Origin of the sequence: Cellulophaga sp. RHA_52, assembly GCF_007827205.1 — a bacterium.
In the GTDB taxonomy this organism is placed as follows: Bacteria; Bacteroidota; Bacteroidia; order Flavobacteriales; family Flavobacteriaceae; genus Cellulophaga; species Cellulophaga lytica.
Genome location: NZ_VIRZ01000001.1, coordinates 1,447,721 through 1,467,802, shown reverse-complemented (window position 1 = coordinate 1,467,802; position 20,082 = coordinate 1,447,721). Strand labels below are relative to the sequence as shown.

Here is a 20,082-nt window from a genome sequence, read left to right as displayed (position 1 = left end):
TACCGCCAAATATGTAAAATGAATGCAACAAATTATCAACTTTTTAATAAGAAACAAAAACGGGCTATTGTATGTTTTTTTATTACTAATTGCGTTGGGATTTACGGTACAAGCAAACTCTTATCATCAATCTAAATTTTTAAATTCTTCCAGTTGGCTTACTGGTAATATTTACCAAACATCTACCAATATATCTACCTATTTTTCATTACAAAATGAAAATAATATACTGGTAGAAGAAAACAAAAGGCTACGCAACTTACTTTTTAATAAAAACATTGTTGCTCCAGATAGTATTAAAACAGACTCCTCTTCTACCTACAACATAGTAACTGCCAACGTTATTAAAAATAGTTATTCACTATCTAAAAATTACATTACTATTAACGCTGGTAAAAATCAAAACGTAAAAGAAGATATGGGTGTTATAACGTCTAATGGTATTTTAGGCATTATAGATCATACATCTAACAATTTCTCACTAGTACAAAGTATACTAAATACAAAGTCTACAATTAATGCCAAACTTAAAAACGAAGAATATTTTGGTTCTTTAGTATGGGATACCAAAGATTTTAACACTGCACAGCTAACAGATATTCCTAGGCTAGTTAAATTAAACATAGGAGATACTATAGTTACTGGTGCAAGTTCTAGTATTTTCCCAAAAGATATTCCTATTGGTGTTATAAAAGATTACAGTTTAAAAAAATCTGAAAATGTATACCACATTAACATTAGCCTTTTTCAGGATATGGCTAACATTAAAAATGTATACATTATTAAAAACAAAGATATTGCAGAGATTAAAGAATTAGAAAAGAAAATTAAATAATGCTAAATAATAAAATTACAATACATATTATTAGGTTTTTCTTTCTTGTTCTTGCACAAGTATTAATTTTTAATAACATCAACTTTTTAGGTTTTGTAAACCCTATGGTTTATGTGTTATTTTTTTATTGGTATCCTGTAAAAGAAAATAAATCTATTTTGCTTATTGTTAGTTTTTTCTTTGGATTAACAATAGATTTTTTCTCAGACACAATGGCAATACACACAGCAGCATGCTTAACAATTGCATATCTAAGGTCTGGCATTATGCGCTTTTGTTTTGGCGTAAACTATGATTTTCAAAACTTTAAAATGACCTCTACAACAACATTACAGCAGGTTACTTTTTTAGCTTTATTAATTTTATTTCATCATTTAATTTTCTTTTCGCTAGAAATTTTTAGTTTCAGTAATTTGTTGCTAATTTTAAAGAAAGTTTTAATTGTTGGTAGTGCAACCTTACTTCTTTGCCTATTAATAAAATCATTGTTTAGTACCCAGAAAAAATGAAAAAATTCCTACTTTCATCTTTCATCATCTTAATAGGACTATCCTTTTTAGGAAGGTTATCCTATTTACAAATTTTTAGCTTTTCTCCTAATCAAATATTAGAAGACCCTGCAATAAAAACTTTGTATGATTTTCCTGAACGCGGTTACATTTATGACCGTAACGGAAAATTGCTTGTGGCTAACCAAGCTGCTTATGATGTTATGGTTATACCAAGAGAGGTTAAACCGTTAGACACTCTGGAGTTTTGTAATTTAATTGGCATTGATAAAAGTACATTTATAAAGAACCTTAAAAATGCACGCAAACATTCCCCTAGGTTGCCATACGTAATGGTTTCACAATTATCTAAAGAAGATTATGCCAAGCTACAAGAAAAAATGCGAAAGTATGAGGGGTTTTATATTCAAAAACGTTCTCAGCGTTATTATGATACCAAAAGTGCTGCAAATGCTTTAGGATATATTAGCCAAGTAACACCTGGCGACTTAAAAAAGTTTCCATATTACAGTCAGGGTGAATTAAAAGGAAAAACCGGAGTAGAAAAACAATATGAAGATATATTACGAGGAAGAAAGGGCGTAAAATATATACAAAAAGATAGATTTAACAGAGATATTGGCCCTTATAAAAACGGCGCACTAGATACTTTACCAGAGCCTGGCAAAGAAATACAATTAACCATAGATAAGGAACTGCAAGAATACGGAGAAAAATTAATGGTTGGTAAACATGGAGGTATAGTTGCGCTAGATCCTAATTCTGGTGAAATATTATCATTAATTTCTGGCCCCACTTATGACCCAGCCTTATTGGTAGGCAGAAAACGTTCTGCCAATTACAGCAAACTGTATTATGATAGTATTGCCAAACCAACTTGGGATAGAAGTTTACTTGCCCAAGAATCTCCAGGTTCTCCTTTTAAAGTAATTAACGCACTTGTAGCTTTACAAGAAGATGTTATGACACCAGAAGATAAAATACGTTGCTATAATGGTTTTTACGTTGGAAAAAACAGAACCAAAAGAGGATGCCATTGCGGTGGAGGTCTAAGAGATATGTATAGCGGAATTTACAAATCATGTAACGCTTATTTTGCTGGGACTTTTAAACAAATTTTTGACAAGTTTGAAACTACAGATGAAGCTATGGATGTGTGGCAAAAACACGTTAAAAGTTTTGGACTTGGAGAATATTTAGGAACCGATTTACCTACTGGAAGCAGAGGACGAATTCCTGGAAAAGAATATTACGACAGGGTTTATGGAGATAATAGATGGACGTGGTCTTATATTGTTTCTATATCATTTGGACAGGGTGAAGTTGCTGTTACACCTATACAATTAGCTAATATGACCGCTGCTATTGCTAACAAAGGCTATTATTATACCCCACATATTTTAAAAAAGGTAGAAGGCAAACCAATTACAGACCCAAAATACACCCAAAGAAAATATACTACTATAGATAAAGAAAATTTTGAGCCAGTTATTAAAGGTATGGAAGCTGTGTACAAAACCCCAGGTGGCACTGCACATTGGCTACAAGTTCCTGGTATTAACATTGCCGGAAAAACTGGTACTGTAGAAAACTTTACCAGAATTAATGGCGTTAGAACACAACTTACAGACCACTCTATTTTTGTTGCTTTTGCTCCTGTAGAAAACCCAAAAATTGCTTTAGCTATTTTTATAGAGCACGGTTATTTTGGAGGAAGATATGCCGGACATATAGCTTCGTTAATGATTGAAAAATATTTAAAAGGAGAAATTACTCGTAAAGACTTAGAAAAGAAAATGCTTGAAAAAACTTTAGAAAAAGAATATGCAAAGCCATATAGTGGCGAGCCTTTTCCTATTAACGAAAGAGTTTGGTAACTTTTTAAAAAGCAAAAAAACAAGAAAAACTCCTTTATGTCTGGAAACACTTTTTTAAAAAGAATAGATTGGCTTAGTATCTTTATTTACTTAGCGCTAACCATTATTGGTTGGGTAAGCATATATTCTAGTACATTTTCAGAGAGTAACCCATCTATATTAGATTTTGGAACCTTTTACGGTAAACAGGCTTTTTTTATTGGAGTTAGTATATTAACTGTGGTTTTTATTTTTGCTACAGAGGCTAATCTTTTTGAACGGTTTTCTGGCATTATTTACGCATGTAGCATTGTTTTACTAGTTGGGTTATTTCCGTTTGGTAAAACTATTGCCGGAGCAACATCATGGTATAATTTAGGTTTTTTTAATTTACAACCATCAGAAATAGCAAAGGTTGCCACAACACTTGCTTTAGCTAAATACTTAAGTGATATACAAACAGACCTTAAAAAACAAAAAGATAAGTTGTATGCTTTTGGTATTTTAATAATACCTGCAATATTAATTGTACTACAACCAGATCCTGGTAGTGGCGTTGTATTTTTAGCCTTAACATTTGTTTTGTTTAGAGAAGGTTTGCCATTGTACTACTTAGCTATTGGTTTAGTAATGCTTCTTATTTTTGTAGCTACGCTTAAATTTGGTACTATTTGGGTAGTTATAGCTGTTAGTATTTTAATTGCTTTATTTTATTTAACAAAAAAAGAAAGAGTAAAAATATCTCCATTACCAATTATACTGTTCTTTATAGCATCTGTAACCATTTCTTTATCTGTAAGGTTTGTTTTTGATTCGGTTTTAAAACAACATCATAGAGACAGATTTAATCTTTGGTTGCGTCTAGAAAAAGATCCAAAAAAATTAGAAGACATTAGAAAAACCATAGGTTATAACACATACCAGTCTGAAAAAGCAATTGAATCTGGTGGTTTTACTGGAAAAGGTTTTTTACAAGGAACAAGAACAAAGGGTGACTTTGTACCAGAACAACATTCAGATTACATTTTTACAACTGTAGGAGAAGAATGGGGCTTTTTAGGAACCGCCACTGTTGTTTTATTATTTTCTGTATTACTACTACGACTGGTATACATAGCAGAGCGTCAAAAAAATGCCTTTAGTAGAATATATGGCTACGGTGTAATATCTATTTTATTTATACATTATTTAATAAACATAGGAATGGTTATTGGCTTAGTACCCACAATTGGTATTCCGTTACCATTTATGAGTTACGGAGGCTCTGGCTTACTTGGTTTTACATTGTTGCTTTTTATCTTTTTAAAGTTAGATGCAAACCGTTTAAAAGAATGGGGCTAAAGAGCCCAATTTGTAACATTTACTTTAGCCTCTAGCTTATCTTGAGTCTGTTTTGGTAATGCTTCAAAAAAATCTATCCCAGTTTCTTTTTCTATCTTATCAACAGAAACCACAAAAGAACTCAGCTCTTTTTTACTCTCTTTATGCGGAAACAAAAAAGCTATTACATTTAAGTTATCTCCTTTTCCTTTAGCTACAATTTTGTAAAAGTAATTTGGAACAGCTACATCTTCATCTCCTATCTCATCCATATGCCCTTTTAAAACACCTCCTGTTACAACATACAGCTCTTTATCTGTCTTTACCCATTGTCTTACTTTTTTCTCTAAACGATTCCATACACCAGCATTAAAATCGTTTTTTTGAGGGGTTATATTACTTGTGTAAAATGTTTCATTATACGCTTGTAATGCAAACCTACGATCACCGGCAGGACAAAGATGCCCCCTATCATAACCAGAGCGTTTATAATTACGCCAATCTGCAGATTTTGTTTTAACTTTTGGGTCTTCAATAAAATAAGGTCTTTTTCTATCCTCATAAGTTAAATGTTGTTTGTTTAACAGATAAGCAACCCACTCTGCTTGCTCATATTTTTCATTATATGACAAGGTAAAATAATTGTGTTTAACAACAACTCCTGTAGTAGATGATGGTTGCAAATAGTTCTCTAATTTAACTTGCTTATTATCTTTTACTACACTGGCATCTGTATAAGTATCTGGCGTATAAAAATTATTAAACAGCCAAAAACCTACTGTACAAATTACCATTAAAATTAAGTATGTTGTTTTTTTAGTCATTTTTAAAATTCTAATTATTTACATCCAATTTAAATAAAAAATAAAGCTTCCAGAAAAAAAATCTGAAAGCTTCACTATTCTTGTTTATATAGCATAGCTACTCTTTAATAGCTGCTGTATATCCGTTAGAATCTTCTAAGGTTGTATAACCTGCTACTTTTACAATTTTAAAAACATCATTAGATCTCCCCTCTACATACTCTACAGTATACTTTTCTCCGCTTTGTGACCAAGTAAATGTTGTGCTAGATTTTAAGTCTCCGTTTGTGAACTTTTTAAAAGTCCCCATTTTATCTGAGTCAAATTTCCATTCATCTTTAGAACTTTGTTCTTCTTGCCCCTCAAAAGAAACAGAAAAATCACTTGACCAAGTACCAACTATGGCAGAAGATTCATTTTTAGAACAACTTGTTGTTAATACAACGGCAAATAAAATAAGTAATAGTTTTTTCAAAATAAATTATGGTTTAGGTTAATTATACTTTTTTAACGTGTTTATTTTTACAATAGTATAATGCATAAAAAAAGCCTAGTTAAAAAACTAGGCTTAAAAAATACTGTAACAAAAACTTACCCTTTAATTGCGGCTAGTTTGTTGTTATTTTTAATATTATTAATTTTTAAATCTTTAAGCACACTAATAGCTTCTTCTACGTAAACGTCTCTAGCTAAATCTTTATGCCATCTTTCTCTTTTTTCTTTTAAAATAGTGTCTTTTACAAATAAATCTTTTTCATACTTTAACGACTCAAAAGTTAAACCTGTTTTGTAATCATAAATACCTTTAAAGTGTTTAGATTTTTCTAAAAGCTTTTCCTTTTCTTTTTTATAATCGCTATAGCTTAAAGATACCACATTTTCATCTTGCTGCTCTTTTAACCATTTTGCATTTTCTTCAATTAATTTTAATTGAGAGTTTGCTGCCATACGCTTAGCACTATTTGCTATAGTTTGCTTGTAATCTATATAACCATCCCAAGTCTTATAATTTGCAGGACTAATTTTATCCCAAGCTAATGGATTTTGCTGATCTCTTTCACCTAAATCTATATAGCTATATTTGTCTGGAACTACTACATCACTCTTAACACCTTCTAACTGAGTAGATCCACCGTTAATTCTGTAAAACTTTTGCGTAGTTACTTTTAAAGCTCCTAAATCTCCGTGTTCATTATTACGGACAATATCAGATAAAGACCATAAGTTTTGAACCGTTCCTTTACCAAAAGTTTGCTTACTACCAATTACAACACCTCTTTTATAATCTTGCATTGCAGCTGCTAAAATTTCTGAAGCAGAAGCAGACAATTCATTTACCAATAACACTAAAGGACCATCCCATTGTATACGCTCATCTTTATCTTCATGTACTACTTTTTCTTCTGTACTGCCTGAAGATTTTACCTGTACCACAGGACCATCTTTAATAAATAAACCTGCCATTTCTACAACGGTACGCAAAGACCCTCCTCCGTTATCTCTAAGGTCTAAAACTAAACCTTCCATACCGGCTTGCTTTAATCTTTCAATTTCCTTTGCTACATCAGAAGCAGCATTACGGTTACTATAATCTTTAAAATCTACATAAAACTTAGGTAGGTTAATTATTCCGTAGGTATGATCTTCTTTTTTTACTGTAGCAGACTTAGCATAAGATTCTTCCATCTCTACTAAATCTCTAGTAATTTTTACAACTTGTGTAGAACCGTCTACCTTTTTAACAGTTAAATAAACATTAGTTCCCTTAGGACCTTTCATTAATTTAATTGCGTCATTTAATTGCATTCCTGTAACGTCTACAGGTTCTTCATCTGGTTTTTGACCAACTTTTATAATTTCATCACCAACTTCAATAGTTTGATCTCTCCAAATAGGACCTCCAGAAATTACTTCTACAATTTTTATTTGGTCTTTCTTTTTCTGTAATCTAGCTCCAATTCCTTCAAATTTACCAGACATACTCACATCAAACTTATCTTTGTCTTCTGGCGCAAAGTAGTATGTATGTGGGTCAAACCCTTCTACAATTGTGTTAATGTATTGTCCAAACCAATCTTCACGGTCGTACTCATTATTCACAAAATCAAAAAAGTCATCTAACGTAGATTTTGTTAACTCTCTAGCAGCTTTTTCTGCTTCAGTTTTAGATAATGGCTTTTCTTTATCTGTAAGTTTATCATCAAAAGTGCTAATTGTAGCATACTTTAATTGTTTTCTCCACCTTTCTCTTAATTCCTTTTTTGACGAAACAAAAGTCTGATCTTCATAATTGATATCTATTTTCTCTGCAGTATCAAAATTAAAAGGCTTACTTAAAATATCTTTGTAAATGTCTGAAGCTTCATCCATACGCTTCATCAATCTTTTGTGTACCAAATCAAAAAAACTAATGTCAGTATTTTTTATTTGATCATCTATCTGAAACTTATACTTTTCAAATTCTTTTATATCACTTTCTAAAAAATATCTTTTTGTTGGATCTAAGACATCTATAAACTCTTCAAAAACTGACACTGAAAAATCGTCATTAATATCTTTAGGTTCATAATGCCCCTTTTCTAACATATATGCAATTATCTCTATCAGTAATTTATCTTTATCACCGTCATTAACAGTGTCTAAAGATTTATTTGTGAAACTGCAAGACGCCACTGCAAATAGCATCCCCAATAACATAACAATTAAATTCTTTTTCATCTATTATTATTTTAACTTTAGTAGAATTTGGACTCTTAAAATTACATTAAACAATGTAAATCTTAATTATTTTACCAAGATACTGAAAAAACTATGCCACATTATAAGTTAGCAGTAGTTTTTTAACCTTTTTATGATAATTATAAGATAGATTTTTAAAAAGCATTCTTGTAAACATTATAAAAACGTATTTTTACGGTATAAATTATATGTTAGATGCAAAAACCATTAATATTAGTTACCAATGATGACGGAATTACAGCTCCGGGATTAAGATCTTTGGTAAAATTTATGAAAGAGATAGGTGATGTTGTTGTTGTAGCACCAGATAGTCCGCAGTCTGGTATGGGACACGCAATTACTATTAACAACACTTTACATGCTAACTTAGTAACTGTAGATGATATTGATGGTGCAGAACAAGAGTATAGCTGTAGCGGAACACCGGCAGATTGCGTAAAAATGGGACTTCAGGAGCTTTTAGACCGAAAACCAGACTTATGTGTTAGTGGTATTAATCACGGGTCTAACTCCTCTATAAATGTAATTTACTCTGGTACAATGAGTGCTGCTATTGAAGCCGGAATTGAAGGCATACCTGCTATTGGTTTTTCTTTGTGTGACTTTTCATGGGATGCAGATTTTGAAGAAGCCAAACCTTTTGTACAAAAAATTGTAAAACAAGCACTTGCAAACGGTATCCCTAAAGGAGTTGTTTTAAATGTAAACATACCTGTTATTGAAAATGAAAAAATAAAAGGGATTAAAATTTGTAGGCAGGCACGTGCCAACTGGAAAGAAAAATTTGATAAACGAACCAACCCAATGGGAAAAGATTATTATTGGTTAACTGGTAAATTTGAATTGCTTGATAAAGGCGAGGACACAGATGAATTTGCACTTGCTAATAATTATATTTCTGTAGTGCCAACTCAGTTTGACTTAACAGCGCACCACACCATACAACAACTAAACAATTGGAATTTAAATGAACACTAAAAAAGAAGTTATAATTGGATTTCTTGTAGGTATAATTGCTAATACTATTGGTACATTAGCATATATTTTACTTTTTTCTGATTTAAGTATTGTAGAAACATACAAAGCAGCTGTAGAAAGTGACCATATTGGCAGTCTACTAGCACTTGGAGCTATATTAAATTTAATTGCTTTTTTTCTTTTTTTAAAAATTAAAAGAGATTATAGAGCCAGAGGTGTATTAATAGCTACATTATTAACTGCTCTTGTTATTTTATATTACAAGGTTTTTTAAATAAGTTACATACTACATGAAATATTACATTATTGCCGGTGAAGCTTCTGGAGACTTACACGGCTCTAACCTTATAAAAGCTATTAAAGTTGCAGACACTAACGCAAATATTAGGTGTTGGGGTGGAGACCTTATGCAACAAGCTGGTGGAGATCTTGTAAAACATTACAAGAGTATGGCTTTTATGGGCTTTATTGAGGTTATAAGTAATATTAATAAAATATCTAAAAACTTAAAATTTTGTAAAGAAGATATTGATGCTTTTAAACCAGATGCTATTGTTTTTATAGACTATTCTGGATTTAATTTGCGTATTGCAAAATGGGCTAAAGAAAATAATTACCGTACCAACTATTATATATCTCCACAAATTTGGGCCTCAAGAGAAGGTAGAATTTCTAAAATTAAACGAGATATAGATGCTATGCACGTTATTCTTCCGTTTGAAAAAGATTTTTACGAAAAAAAACACAATTATCCAGTACATTTTGTTGGCCATCCCTTGTTAGATGCCATTAACAAGCAACCACTTCCTAATGAGGCAAATTTTAGAACCAACAATAATTTAGATCCTAAAAAACAAATTATTGCTTTATTACCTGGTAGTAGAAAGCAAGAGGTTCAAAAAATGCTAAACGTAATGTTATCTGTAACAAAATCCTTTACAAACTACCAATTTGTTATAGCTGGTGCACCAAGTTTAGATTTAGACTTTTACAAGCCCTATTTAAAAAATCCTCAAGTAGGCTTTGTAGCCAACCAAACATATAGTTTATTAGCGTTGTCTACTGCTGCTTTGGTTACAAGTGGTACAGCAACATTAGAAACTGCATTGTTTAAAGTACCACAAGTGGTTTGCTATAAAGCTCATTGGCTGTCTTACTACATTGCAAAAAAAATAATTACTCTTAAATACATTTCATTAGTGAACTTAATAATGGACAAAGAAGTAATTAAAGAATTAATACAAGACGATTTAAATACAAACAACCTTACTTTAGAACTGAATAAAATATTATCTAAAGACACCAGAACAAAAGTTTTTGAGGAATATTACCAACTTGAAAAAAAACTAGGAGGAGTAGGTGCTAGTAAAAAAGCGGCAGAATTAATTGTTTCTAATACAAAAGCTAAAACATAAAAACCAATAAAATTTACTAAATTTGGTAACCAAGTGTCCTAAATTTTTCTTGGAATGATCCGTAAAGTAACTTTTTTTCTAATAATTCTTTCTCTTGGCAGCTGTGTCTCTAAAAAGAAAACCACCTACAGCAAAGATCGCAAAGTAAGCGTAGCACCATCTAAAGTAATCATAAAAAAAGGAACCTCTTCTAAAGCCAAAAGAAAAGCAAAAGAAATTGCTGTTGAGCGTAAAGCAGACAAAATTATAAATTCTGCCTTGGCTTTTTCTGGCACGCCGTATAAGTTTGGTGGAACCACAAAAAGAGGAATGGATTGCTCTGGACTACTCTATGTTGCTTTTTCTGAACATAACATCACTCTTCCTAGAGTGTCTTACAATATGGCTAATGAAGGCAAAGAAATACGAGTTAAAGATGTAGAAAAAGGAGATTTACTTTTTTTTAGAACCTCAAAAAAAAGAAAACGTATAAACCATGTTGGTTTGGTAGTTGCAACAGATAATAACGAAATTAAGTTTGTACACGCTAGCACCTCTAGAGGTGTAATTGTTTCTTCTTTAAGAGAAGGCTATTGGAATTATGCTTTTGTAAAAGCTACTAGAGTACTGTAATTTATGAAACCGTTTCAGTTTATTTCAGTAAAACTTACACTATGTTTAATTACTGGAATACTGATACAAACTGCTTTTAATTTTTCTCCTTTTTATTGTTTATACGCACTTATTACATCACTAATAATTCTTGGTATACTATTAAAAATATCTAAAAAAAGAGCATTAGTTTTTGGCATTGTAGCTGCTTTTGCAAGCATATTGTTGGGGGTAACTACTGCAAATTTTGCCACACCAAAAAATAACACATTACACTACAGTAATAAAACTATCACCAATACACATTTATGGCATTTAAAAATACACGAGGTTTTAAAATCTAACACTTACAACCATAAGTATGTAGCAACCCTTGTTACTCTGGACAACCAAAATGCTACAGGAAAATTTTTATTAGAGACACCAATAAATAGTGCTAAAACAATTTTTAATGTTGATGATGAACTTGTTGTATACACAAAGCTTTCTCCTGTTAACTCCCCTTTAAACCCGCATCAATTTAACTATGCTTTATACTTAAAAGATTTAGGCATTTACCATAAAATAGAAGCTAAAGACAATTACAAACTACTTTTATTAAACAATAAAACCCTAATTGGTACAGCTGCAATTATTAGAAATAATATTATTAACAAACTTAATGGTGCGGGTTTTAACCCAGAAGAATTAAGCATTATAAAAGCATTATTACTGGGGGAACGTAATACCGTACAAACAAAAACCTTAGACGCATACAAAAATGCTGGCGCTATACACATTTTAGCACTTTCTGGTTTACATATTGGAATACTTTTATTGGTCTTACAATTTTTACTTTCTCCTTTAGAGTATTTACCAAAAGGCAAAACAATTAAACTTATTATTATAGTCTTATTTCTTTGGAGTTTTGCTTTCATTGCAGGCTTATCTAGCTCATTAATAAGAGCAGTAACTATGTTTACATTTGTTGCCTATGCTATGTTTTTAAACAGGCCAACGAGTTCTTTTAACATTTTAGCATTATCGTTATTTTTTATACTCTTATGCAAGCCTAACTTATTATTTTCCGTAGGCTTACAAATGAGCTATGCCGCTGTATTTTCTATTGTACTATTTAATCCTATTTTTAAAAAATTATGGGAACCTAAATATTACCTTACTAATAAAATATGGCAATTATTAACTGTTAGTTTAGCTGCGCAACTTGGAGTTTTACCTATTAGCCTATATTATTTTCATCAGTTTCCTAGTTTGTTTTTTATTACCAACTTAGCTATTATTCCGTTTTTAGGAGTTATTTTAAGTGTAGGTATTGTGGTTGTAATTTTAGCGCTTTTTAATGCTTTACCAAATTTTTTAGTTACACTTTACAACGGTATCATTTTTAGTATGAACAGTGTTGTAAAATGGGTTGCTACACAGGAAGTTTTTTTAATTAAAGCCATTTCATTTAACAAGGTACAAATAATACTTAGCTACCTTATTCTGCTAATATTGCTTTTATATATGACCAAAAAAACCTTTAAAAGAACAGCTTGGTTACTGGCTAGTGTTCTAGTTTTTCAGTCATGCATAATTTACTATAATTACAAAGCATTACAAAAAGAAGAATTACACATATTACACCAAAGTAAACATACGGTACTAACCCACCAAACAGGAAAAGAATTAAAAGTTTACACTAATAATAGCCACATAAATCAGCAATCCATACAAAATATTGCAATTGCAGAACGTGTAAATTCAATATCTAACCAAAAACTAAAAAATAACTACAGTTATAAAAACAAGCTACTAATTATTGTAGATAGTTTAGTAGTTTACCCTAAAAATAAAAACAGCATTGTACTACTCACACAGTCTGCTAAGCTAAATTTAGATCGTTTAATTACAGACATACATCCAAAACAAATAATTGCCGACGGTAGCAATTACAAAACCACAGTTGCCCTTTGGAAAGCTACTTGCTTAAAAAGAAAAATTCCTTTTTACTATACAGGAGAAAATGGCTATTATACCTTTCATTAATTACAAACACTAACTTTTATACCTTTATTTTCCAGATTTTTTACCATATTAGGAGCTATTCCGCTATCCGTAATAATTTCATCAATTTGATCTAGATTACAAATTTTAGCAAAGCTTTTTTTACCAAACTTAGATGAATCTGCTAAAACAATTATTTTTTGCGCGGCACCCAACATTTTTTTATTAAGCTGAGCTTCTTCTAAGCTAGAGGTAGATAAACCATACTCTAAATCTATACCATCTACTCCCAAAAAAAACTTACTACATGAAATGTTATCTAATATTTGTACTGCATAATTACCAATAACAGAAGCAGAACTATGCCTAACATACCCTCCAAGTTGCAAAATTTGTATGTCTTTATTATGTATTAAATGCAAAACAACATGTAAAGATGAAGTAATTACGGTTAGTTTCTTTTTAGGTTCTATAAACTTAGCCAATGCTTGCACTGTAGTACCAGATGCAATCATTATAGAATCATTTTCGTCTATTAATGTAGATGCGGTTTGCGCTATTCCTTTTTTTTCTTCAACAGAAATTTTTTCTTTTTCGCCAACTGCTCTTTCATTTATATACGGATTTTCTAATGATGCTCCGCCGTGAGTTCTAAAAAGCAACCCCTTTTCTTCAAGCAGGCGTAAATCTTTCCTAATTGTTACCGCAGAAACATTAAGTTGCTCACATAAATCTACAACTTCCACATGTTTTTCTCTTGCAAGAATATCTAATATAATCTGATGTCTTTTCATAGAATGATCAAATATAGTTAAAAAATGAAAAAAAAATAACATAATTTAGTTTCGTTTACTTTCGTTTTGTTTTAAAAATTTATTAGTTTTGATCAAAATCAAAAGAAAGTGACAAAAAACATATTTAACAGAGAAGCATTAATAGCACAATTACAACAGGAAAAAAACTGGGATGTATTAATTATTGGCGGTGGTGCTTCTGGTTTGGGAGCTGCACTAGATAGTGCTACTAGAGGGTACAAAACAGTATTGTTTGAACAAATAGATTATGCAAAAGGAACTAGTAGCCGTAGTACAAAACTAGTACACGGTGGGGTACGTTATTTGGCTCAGGGCAATGTAGATTTGGTAAGAGAAGCTTTGCATGAAAGAGGATTATTAGCTAAAAATGCACCACATTTGGTTAGCAACCTCTCATTTATAATTCCAAATTACAAATGGTGGGGAACTCCGTTTTACACCATTGGCTTAAAAGTGTATGATATTTTATCTGGTAGACTAAGTTTTGGAAAATCGTTTTCACTTTCTAGAAAAAAAACTATTCAGAAATTAAAAACAATAAAGACAGACGGACTAAAAGGTGGTGTTTTATACCATGATGGTCAGTTTGACGATTCTAGACTTGCTGTTAATATAGCACAAACAGCTATTGAAAAAGGCGCAACACTTTTAAATTATTTTAAAGTTATAAAGCTTACAAAAGACACTAATGGCAATACCAATGGTGTGGTAGTTTTAGATACAGAAACAAATACAGAGTATACTGTTTTTGCTAAAACAATAATAAATGCTACAGGTGTTTTTACTGATGAAATATTAAAAATGGACGATGCTGCTTCCAAAAACCTTGTACGTCCAAGTCAAGGTATTCACTTAGTTGTAGACAGGTCATTTTTACCAGGTAATGAAGCCATAATGATACCAAAAACTACAGATGGTAGGGTATTATTTTTAGTGCCTTGGCACAACAGAGTAATTTTAGGAACAACAGACACCCTTATAGACAGCCATAGTTTAGAGCCTAAACCTTTAGAAGAAGAAATAGATTTTATACTAGCAAATGCCAACGAGTATTTAAACAAAAATGTTAGTCGTAAAGACGTATTAAGTATGTACTCTGGATTACGTCCTTTAGCTGCACCAAAAGATAAATCTGAAAAAACAAAAGAAATATCTAGAAGTCATAAAGTTTTAGTTTCTAACTCTAAATTAATTACAATTACTGGCGGTAAATGGACAACCTATAGAAGAATGGCACAAGACACCATAAACAAAGCTATAGAAGTAGGACAGCTTGCCAAAAAGGAATGTGTTACAGAAGATCTTCAATTGCATGGCGCGGTTGCCAACAATGATATAATTAATCATTTATCCTTTTATGGGTCTGATGAAGCCAGTATTTTAGAAATGGTACAACATGACTCAAGTTTAGGTGAAAAATTGCATCCTAATTTAGAGTTTGTAAAAGCCGAAGTAGTTTGGGCAGTAAAAAATGAAATGGCAAGAACCATTGAAGATATTTTAGCTAGGCGTGTACGAGTATTATTTTTAGACGCCAAAGCCGCAATAGAAATAGCACCATTAGTTGCAGATATTATAGCTAAGGAACTAAATAAAGATAATGCCTGGAAACAAAATCAAATTGAAAACTTTACAAAAGTTGCTGAAGTTTATGTTTTAAAACATTAAGATTTCACTTAAAACCAAACAACCTTACACACAAAACATGGAGAAATATATATTAGCATTAGACCAAGGCACAACAAGCTCTAGAGCTATTGTATTTAATAAAATGGGAAACATTATATCTGTTGCTCAAAAAGAGTTTACACAGTACTTTCCCAAACCAGGCTGGGTAGAACATGACCCTGACGAAATTTGGTCTACACAAGCTGGTGTTGCTACAGAAGCTATTACAAAAAAAGGACTAGATGTAAAAAATATTGCTGCAATTGGCATTACAAACCAAAGAGAAACTGTAGTTGTTTGGGATAAAAAAACAGGTAAACCTGTTTATAACGCTATTGTTTGGCAAGACAAAAGAACTGCTGCATATTGTGATGAATTAAAAAAAGCAGGACACACAGATCTTATTAAACAAAAAACAGGCCTTGTAATAGACTCTTACTTTTCTGGAACTAAAATAAAATGGATTTTAGATAACGTAGAAGGCGCTAGAGAACGTGCAGAGGCTGGTGATCTATTAATGGGCACTATAGACTCTTGGCTTATTTGGAACTTTACAAAAGGAAACAAACACGTTACAGATGTTAGTAATGCGTCTAGAACGTTACTATTTAACATTAATACTTTAGAATGGGATGATGAGCTGTTAGAGCTACTTACCATTCCTAAAAGTATGTTACCAGAGGTAAAAGAATCTAGCGAGATCTACGGTCATACACAATCTGTTTTTTATGATTCTAAAATTCCTATTTCTGGTATTGCAGGAGATCAGCAAGCTGCATTATTTGGACAAATGTGTACCAAGCCCGGAATGGTAAAAAACACATACGGCACAGGTTGTTTTATGCTTATGAATATTGGTAAAAAACCAACATTATCTAAAAATAACTTACTCACCACTATAGGTTGGAAAATTAACGGAGAAACTCATTATGCATTAGAAGGCAGTATTTTTATAGGAGGAGCTGTTGTACAATGGCTTAGAGATTCTTTAAAAATTATTAGAACATCTTCAGAGGCAGAAACGTTAGCTAACAGCATTACAAGCTCAGAAGGGGTTTACTTTGTTCCTTCTTTTGCTGGTTTGGGGGCTCCTCATTGGAACCAACAAGCACAAGGTACTATTTTTGGATTAACAAGAGGCAGCACAGATGCACATATTGCAAGAGCAGCTTTAGAGTCTATTGCATACCAAACAATGGATATTTTAAAAGCTATGGAGGCAGATTCTGGCATTTTAATTAAAGAGTTACGAGTAGATGGTGGAGCTACTGTAAATAATTTACTAATGCAGTTTCAGGCAAATGTTTTACAAACTACTACTATAAGACCTAAAGTGGTAGAGACCACTGCTATGGGAGCTGCTTTTTTAGCAGGCCTAGCTGTAGGCTACTGGGATAGTCCAAAAGAAATTGAAGAAATTTGGCAAACAGATAAACGTTTTGAACCAGTTATAGAAAATGAAGAAATTTTAGAAGGCATTAAAGGTTGGTACAAGGCCATTAAAGCACTTGAATATTGGACAACCTTAAACTAAAAAAATGACTCCTTTTATTGCAGAAATTATTGGTAGTGCCATTCTAATTTTACTTGGTGGTGGCGTAGTTGCAAATGTTGTATTAAATAAAACTAACGGTAATAACAGTGGCTGGATTGTGATTACCACTGGCTGGGCACTTGCTGTTTATGTAGGTGTGGTTATAGCTGGGCCTTATAGTGGTGCTCATCTAAACCCTGCTGTTAGTATTGGTTTGGCTATTGCAAACAAATTTGAATGGTATAAAGTACCTATGTATGTACTTGCGCAATTTATTGGTACTATGGTTGGCGCTACTTTTGTTTGGCTTACATACAAACATCATTTTAATGAAACAGAAGATAAAGATGCTAAAAAGGCTGTTTTTTGCACTGCTCCTGCCATTAAAAATACATTTAGCAACTTATTTAGTGAGGCCATAGGCACTTTTGTGCTGTTACTTACTATTTTCTATTTTACAGATGCTACACTAACAGAACCTAATACTATAATTGGACTAGGCTCGGTTGGCGCTATACCCGTAGCATTTTTAGTCTGGGCAATTGGGCTCTCTTTAGGCGGTACTACAGGTTATGCTATTAACCCTGCTAGAGATTTGGGACCTAGAATTATACACGCTTTACTTCCTATTAAAAATAAAGCTAAAAGTGATTGGAGCTATGCTTGGATACCTGTGGTAGGCCCTATTTTAGGTGCTTCACTAGCGGCTTTTCTAATGCTTGCTTTAAGCTAACTAAATAAGGTTATTTAAACTAAAAATCCCTTTTTACAGATTGTAAAAAGGGATTTTTCATATGTATTACCAAGTATACTTTTTATTTTATACCGTGCATCATTTTCTTTATTTTACCATTTAATAATAGCATAATTACTCCGGCTCCTGCAGGAATTAATGTGAATATTAAAAAGAAGGTTGATAAACCGTATTTCTCAGAAATTGGATCTATATAACTAGCTGTCCAACCACCAATTACACCTGCCAAGAAATTAGCTATAAACCAAATACCGAACATAATACCTACAAATTTAACTGGCGCCAATTTACTAACATAAGATAAACCTACAGGAGACACACATAGCTCTCCTAATGTATGGAATAAATACGCCAATACCAGCCAAACCATACTTACAGATGCCGTTTTAGCTCCTTCAGGAATACCAGAAGAGCCATAAGCCAATGCTGCAAAACCTACACCAACTAAAATTAAACCTAAAGCAAACTTAACAGGTCCAGAAGGGTTGTATTTAGACTGCCATATTTTAGAAAACAAAGAGGCAAACACTATAATAAATAAAGAGTTAAGCACAGAAAACCAAGAAGCAGAAACCTCTACTTGTGAGCTTTTCACCTCTGTTACTTTAGCTGTTACTGTATCCTCAGACGCTTCAGCAACATAACCTAAATTTTGTGTAAGCTTTAATTGTACTACAGATCCAGCTGTAAAAGTAGTATCTCTAGACAATGCTAATTTTTGCTTTAAAACTTCATTTTTTTGATTTTCAAAAGCTAAAGAAGCATATGTATTATCTTTCCAAAATAGCCCTTTTGCAGACTCTTCTTTTAAATCTGTTATTTTAGCGTTAAAAAAGTAACCAATAGCATTTTTATCTTCATTAAGCAAGTTACCATCTTTAACTGTATTTGCAAGGTTTAAGCTGTCTGCAGGGTTGTAAAACTCATATTTGTTATTCACTTTTACATTTATAACATCGCCTACTGTTAAAGGGTCACTAGTTCTAATTTCTTTTACCTTTTCTACGTTATTCACATCAGAATAAGCTACCGCATAAGAAGTAGTTTTATAATCGTTCTGCAACATCCAAATAACCAAAGCCCAAACAATAACAAAACTAGATGCTAGTACAATATTAGCTGTAGAATATTTAGAAAATGTCTTTTTAAATAACAAGCTTAGTACATATGTAATAATACCTAAAGGAATAATTACTATAACACTATTTATTATTTTAAAAGCAGTAGCAGAAGAGCCTTCTAAAACTCTTTGTGTATAATCGCCAGCAAAAATAGTCATAGAACCACCTGCTTGCTCAAAAGCCCACCAAAAGAATGTTGTAAACAAAGCAAAAATACCAATAACAATCATTCTATCTGATATTACTCTAGATTTAGAAACTCCTTCTACAAGTTCTTCTACGTTATCTTCTAATTTCTCTGCATCATCCTCAATAGTTTTCTCTATACTTTTATTTGTATTTGGTTTTAATCCTATTTTTCCAAATATTTTTTGCGCTAAATAGAATTGTACCATTCCTATAAACATAAAAACACCTGCTAAACCAAAACCATAATGCCAGCCTATTTTTTCACCTAAATACCCACATAAAAGAATACCTAAAAAAGAACCCGCATTAATACCCATATAAAAAATGGTATAACCTGCGTCTTTTTCTTCACCTTGTGTTTTATATAATTGACCAACAATTGAAGAAATATTTGGCTTAAACAAACCGTTACCAATAATTAATAATGTTAAACCTGCATAAAAAAACCAGTGTGTAGTACCTTCTAATGCCATAGATGCGTGACCAAGCGTCATAATAAACGCTCCTAAAATTACGGCATTTCTAAATCCTAAAAATTTATCTGCAATGTAACCACCAATAATTGGTGTTAAATACACTAGACCTATATACCAACCATATAAAATTGTAGCATCTGCTCTTTCCCAGCCCCAACCTTCATTTAGTAAAGATGATGTTAAAAAAAGCACCAACAATGCACGCATTCCATAGTAACTAAAACGCTCCCACATTTCAGTAAAAAACAGCACAAAAAGCCCAGATGGGTGTCCTAATACTGTTTTCTGATTAGTCTCAGATCCTCCGTATTTAAATTCCATATATAATTAGTTAGTTTATAAATTTGATTTCATCAAAAATAACAGATTTAAAGCATATTTTCATCAATTAAGAAATATGAATACTTTGCCCTAAATTATTAAATTCACAAAATGCTTTTAAGAAAGACCAAGTTTACTAATTATTTTAATAAATAGTAAACTTTTTATCTTA

The 20,082-nt window shown here is 31.9% G+C and carries 17 protein-coding genes; 12 read left to right on the top strand and 5 right to left on the bottom strand.

All coding sequences use genetic code 11. The features are described from left to right. Positions 1 to 22 precede the first annotated feature (22 nt). The 4 genes from mreC to rodA are packed head-to-tail and all read left to right on the top strand — an operon-like array spanning position 23 to position 4,541. Positions 23 to 835 (top strand): rod shape-determining protein MreC, encoded by an 813-nt coding sequence (gene mreC, locus JM80_RS06550; RefSeq protein ID WP_013620357.1) that lies wholly within the window; start codon positions 23 to 25, stop codon positions 833 to 835. Next, positions 835 to 1,344 carry a rod shape-determining protein MreD gene (gene mreD, locus JM80_RS06545; protein WP_013620358.1) on the top strand — a complete coding sequence of 170 codons (510 nt, stop codon included), beginning with the start codon at positions 835 to 837 and terminating at the stop codon, positions 1,342 to 1,344. The genes mreC and mreD overlap by 1 nt, the downstream gene beginning before the upstream one ends. Then, the gene (locus tag JM80_RS06540; RefSeq protein WP_013620359.1) at positions 1,341 to 3,221 is read left to right on the top strand and encodes a penicillin-binding protein 2; all 1,881 of its coding nucleotides are present in this window, start codon (positions 1,341 to 1,343) and stop codon (positions 3,219 to 3,221) included. The genes mreD and JM80_RS06540 overlap by 4 nt, the downstream gene beginning before the upstream one ends. A 36-nt stretch (positions 3,222 to 3,257) precedes the next feature. Continuing rightward, a complete protein-coding gene (gene rodA / locus JM80_RS06535) occupies positions 3,258 to 4,541 on the top strand; it encodes a rod shape-determining protein RodA (RefSeq protein WP_013620360.1) in 1,284 nt (427 codons plus the stop codon). Here rodA and JM80_RS06530 read toward each other — a convergent pair. The 3 genes from JM80_RS06530 to JM80_RS06520 all read right to left on the bottom strand — a co-directional run bounded on the left by JM80_RS06530 (position 4,538) and on the right by JM80_RS06520 (position 8,041). Then, the gene (locus JM80_RS06530) at positions 4,538 to 5,344 is read right to left on the bottom strand and encodes a DNA/RNA non-specific endonuclease (RefSeq protein ID WP_144709531.1); all 807 of its coding nucleotides are present in this window, start codon (positions 5,342 to 5,344) and stop codon (positions 4,538 to 4,540) included. The two genes, rodA and JM80_RS06530, sit on opposite strands and share 4 nt — an antisense overlap. A gap of 97 nt (positions 5,345 to 5,441) precedes the next feature. Then, positions 5,442 to 5,798 (bottom strand): lipocalin family protein, encoded by a 357-nt coding sequence (locus JM80_RS06525; protein WP_013620362.1) that lies wholly within the window; start codon positions 5,796 to 5,798, stop codon positions 5,442 to 5,444. A gap of 116 nt (positions 5,799 to 5,914) precedes the next feature. Then, on the bottom strand, positions 5,915 to 8,041 hold the full coding sequence (locus tag JM80_RS06520) for a carboxy terminal-processing peptidase (protein ID WP_013620363.1): 2,127 nt from the start codon (positions 8,039 to 8,041) through the stop codon (positions 5,915 to 5,917). 216 nt (positions 8,042 to 8,257) lie between these two features. Between JM80_RS06520 and surE the strand changes: the two genes are divergently transcribed. From surE to JM80_RS06495, 5 genes are read left to right on the top strand one after another with little or no spacing between them, the layout of a single operon-like run. Beyond that, positions 8,258 to 9,040: a 5'/3'-nucleotidase SurE gene (surE, locus tag JM80_RS06515; RefSeq protein ID WP_013620364.1), complete on the top strand. Its 783-nt coding sequence runs from the start codon at positions 8,258 to 8,260 to the stop codon at positions 9,038 to 9,040. Beyond that, a complete protein-coding gene (locus JM80_RS06510; RefSeq protein ID WP_013620365.1) occupies positions 9,030 to 9,314 on the top strand; it encodes a hypothetical protein in 285 nt (94 codons plus the stop codon). Before surE ends, JM80_RS06510 begins: the two co-directional genes overlap by 11 nt. A gap of 16 nt (positions 9,315 to 9,330) precedes the next feature. After that, a complete protein-coding gene (gene lpxB, locus JM80_RS06505) occupies positions 9,331 to 10,455 on the top strand; it encodes a lipid-A-disaccharide synthase (RefSeq protein WP_144709530.1) in 1,125 nt (374 codons plus the stop codon). Positions 10,456 to 10,509: 54 nt separating this feature from the next. Next, positions 10,510 to 11,067 carry a C40 family peptidase gene (locus JM80_RS06500; protein ID WP_144709529.1) on the top strand — a complete coding sequence of 186 codons (558 nt, stop codon included), beginning with the start codon at positions 10,510 to 10,512 and terminating at the stop codon, positions 11,065 to 11,067. 3 nt (positions 11,068 to 11,070) lie between these two features. Further along, complete coding sequence (locus tag JM80_RS06495; RefSeq protein ID WP_144709528.1) at positions 11,071 to 13,074, top strand: ComEC/Rec2 family competence protein; 2,004 nt, start codon at positions 11,071 to 11,073, stop codon at positions 13,072 to 13,074. On the opposite strand, the gene JM80_RS06490 is transcribed toward JM80_RS06495, so the two are convergent. Beyond that, a complete protein-coding gene (locus tag JM80_RS06490) occupies positions 13,071 to 13,826 on the bottom strand; it encodes a DeoR/GlpR family DNA-binding transcription regulator (RefSeq protein ID WP_034646232.1) in 756 nt (251 codons plus the stop codon). The two genes, JM80_RS06495 and JM80_RS06490, sit on opposite strands and share 4 nt — an antisense overlap. 108 nt (positions 13,827 to 13,934) lie before the next feature. On the opposite strand from JM80_RS06490, the gene JM80_RS06485 reads away from it, so the two are divergent. From JM80_RS06485 to JM80_RS06475, 3 genes are read left to right on the top strand one after another with little or no spacing between them, the layout of a single operon-like run. After that, positions 13,935 to 15,515 (top strand): glycerol-3-phosphate dehydrogenase/oxidase, encoded by a 1,581-nt coding sequence (locus JM80_RS06485; protein WP_144709527.1) that lies wholly within the window; start codon positions 13,935 to 13,937, stop codon positions 15,513 to 15,515. 37 nt (positions 15,516 to 15,552) lie between these two features. After that, positions 15,553 to 17,049 (top strand): glycerol kinase GlpK, encoded by a 1,497-nt coding sequence (gene glpK / locus JM80_RS06480; RefSeq protein ID WP_144709526.1) that lies wholly within the window; start codon positions 15,553 to 15,555, stop codon positions 17,047 to 17,049. A 4-nt stretch (positions 17,050 to 17,053) separates the two neighbouring features. Then, complete coding sequence (locus tag JM80_RS06475; protein WP_013620372.1) at positions 17,054 to 17,782, top strand: MIP/aquaporin family protein; 729 nt, start codon at positions 17,054 to 17,056, stop codon at positions 17,780 to 17,782. A gap of 82 nt (positions 17,783 to 17,864) precedes the next feature. Here JM80_RS06475 and JM80_RS06470 read toward each other — a convergent pair whose 3' ends face one another. Further along, positions 17,865 to 19,910 carry a peptide MFS transporter gene (locus tag JM80_RS06470; RefSeq protein ID WP_144709525.1) on the bottom strand — a complete coding sequence of 682 codons (2,046 nt, stop codon included), beginning with the start codon at positions 19,908 to 19,910 and terminating at the stop codon, positions 17,865 to 17,867. Between the last annotated feature and the right edge of the window lie 172 nt (positions 19,911 to 20,082).

Bases quoted from the DNA above. Each gene is read 5' to 3' on its own strand.
- surE (WP_013620364.1), top strand. From the start codon at position 8,258: ATGCAAAAACCATTAATATTAGTTACCAATGATGACGGAATTACAGCT.
- JM80_RS06490 (WP_034646232.1), bottom strand. From the start codon at position 13,826: ATGAAAAGACATCAGATTATATTAGATATTCTTGCAAGAGAAAAACAT.
- JM80_RS06475 (WP_013620372.1), top strand. From the start codon at position 17,054: ATGACTCCTTTTATTGCAGAAATTATTGGTAGTGCCATTCTAATTTTA.
- JM80_RS06500 (WP_144709529.1), top strand. From the start codon at position 10,510: ATGATCCGTAAAGTAACTTTTTTTCTAATAATTCTTTCTCTTGGCAGC.
- JM80_RS06495 (WP_144709528.1), top strand. From the start codon at position 11,071: ATGAAACCGTTTCAGTTTATTTCAGTAAAACTTACACTATGTTTAATT.
- JM80_RS06510 (WP_013620365.1), top strand. From the start codon at position 9,030: ATGAACACTAAAAAAGAAGTTATAATTGGATTTCTTGTAGGTATAATT.
- mreC (WP_013620357.1), top strand. From the start codon at position 23: ATGCAACAAATTATCAACTTTTTAATAAGAAACAAAAACGGGCTATTG.
- lpxB (WP_144709530.1), top strand. From the start codon at position 9,331: ATGAAATATTACATTATTGCCGGTGAAGCTTCTGGAGACTTACACGGC.
- rodA (WP_013620360.1), top strand. From the start codon at position 3,258: ATGTCTGGAAACACTTTTTTAAAAAGAATAGATTGGCTTAGTATCTTT.
- glpK (WP_144709526.1), top strand. From the start codon at position 15,553: ATGGAGAAATATATATTAGCATTAGACCAAGGCACAACAAGCTCTAGA.
- JM80_RS06470 (WP_144709525.1), bottom strand. From the start codon at position 19,910: ATGGAATTTAAATACGGAGGATCTGAGACTAATCAGAAAACAGTATTA.
- JM80_RS06520 (WP_013620363.1), bottom strand. From the start codon at position 8,041: ATGAAAAAGAATTTAATTGTTATGTTATTGGGGATGCTATTTGCAGTG.
- JM80_RS06540 (WP_013620359.1), top strand. From the start codon at position 1,341: ATGAAAAAATTCCTACTTTCATCTTTCATCATCTTAATAGGACTATCC.
- mreD (WP_013620358.1), top strand. From the start codon at position 835: ATGCTAAATAATAAAATTACAATACATATTATTAGGTTTTTCTTTCTT.
- JM80_RS06530 (WP_144709531.1), bottom strand. From the start codon at position 5,344: ATGACTAAAAAAACAACATACTTAATTTTAATGGTAATTTGTACAGTA.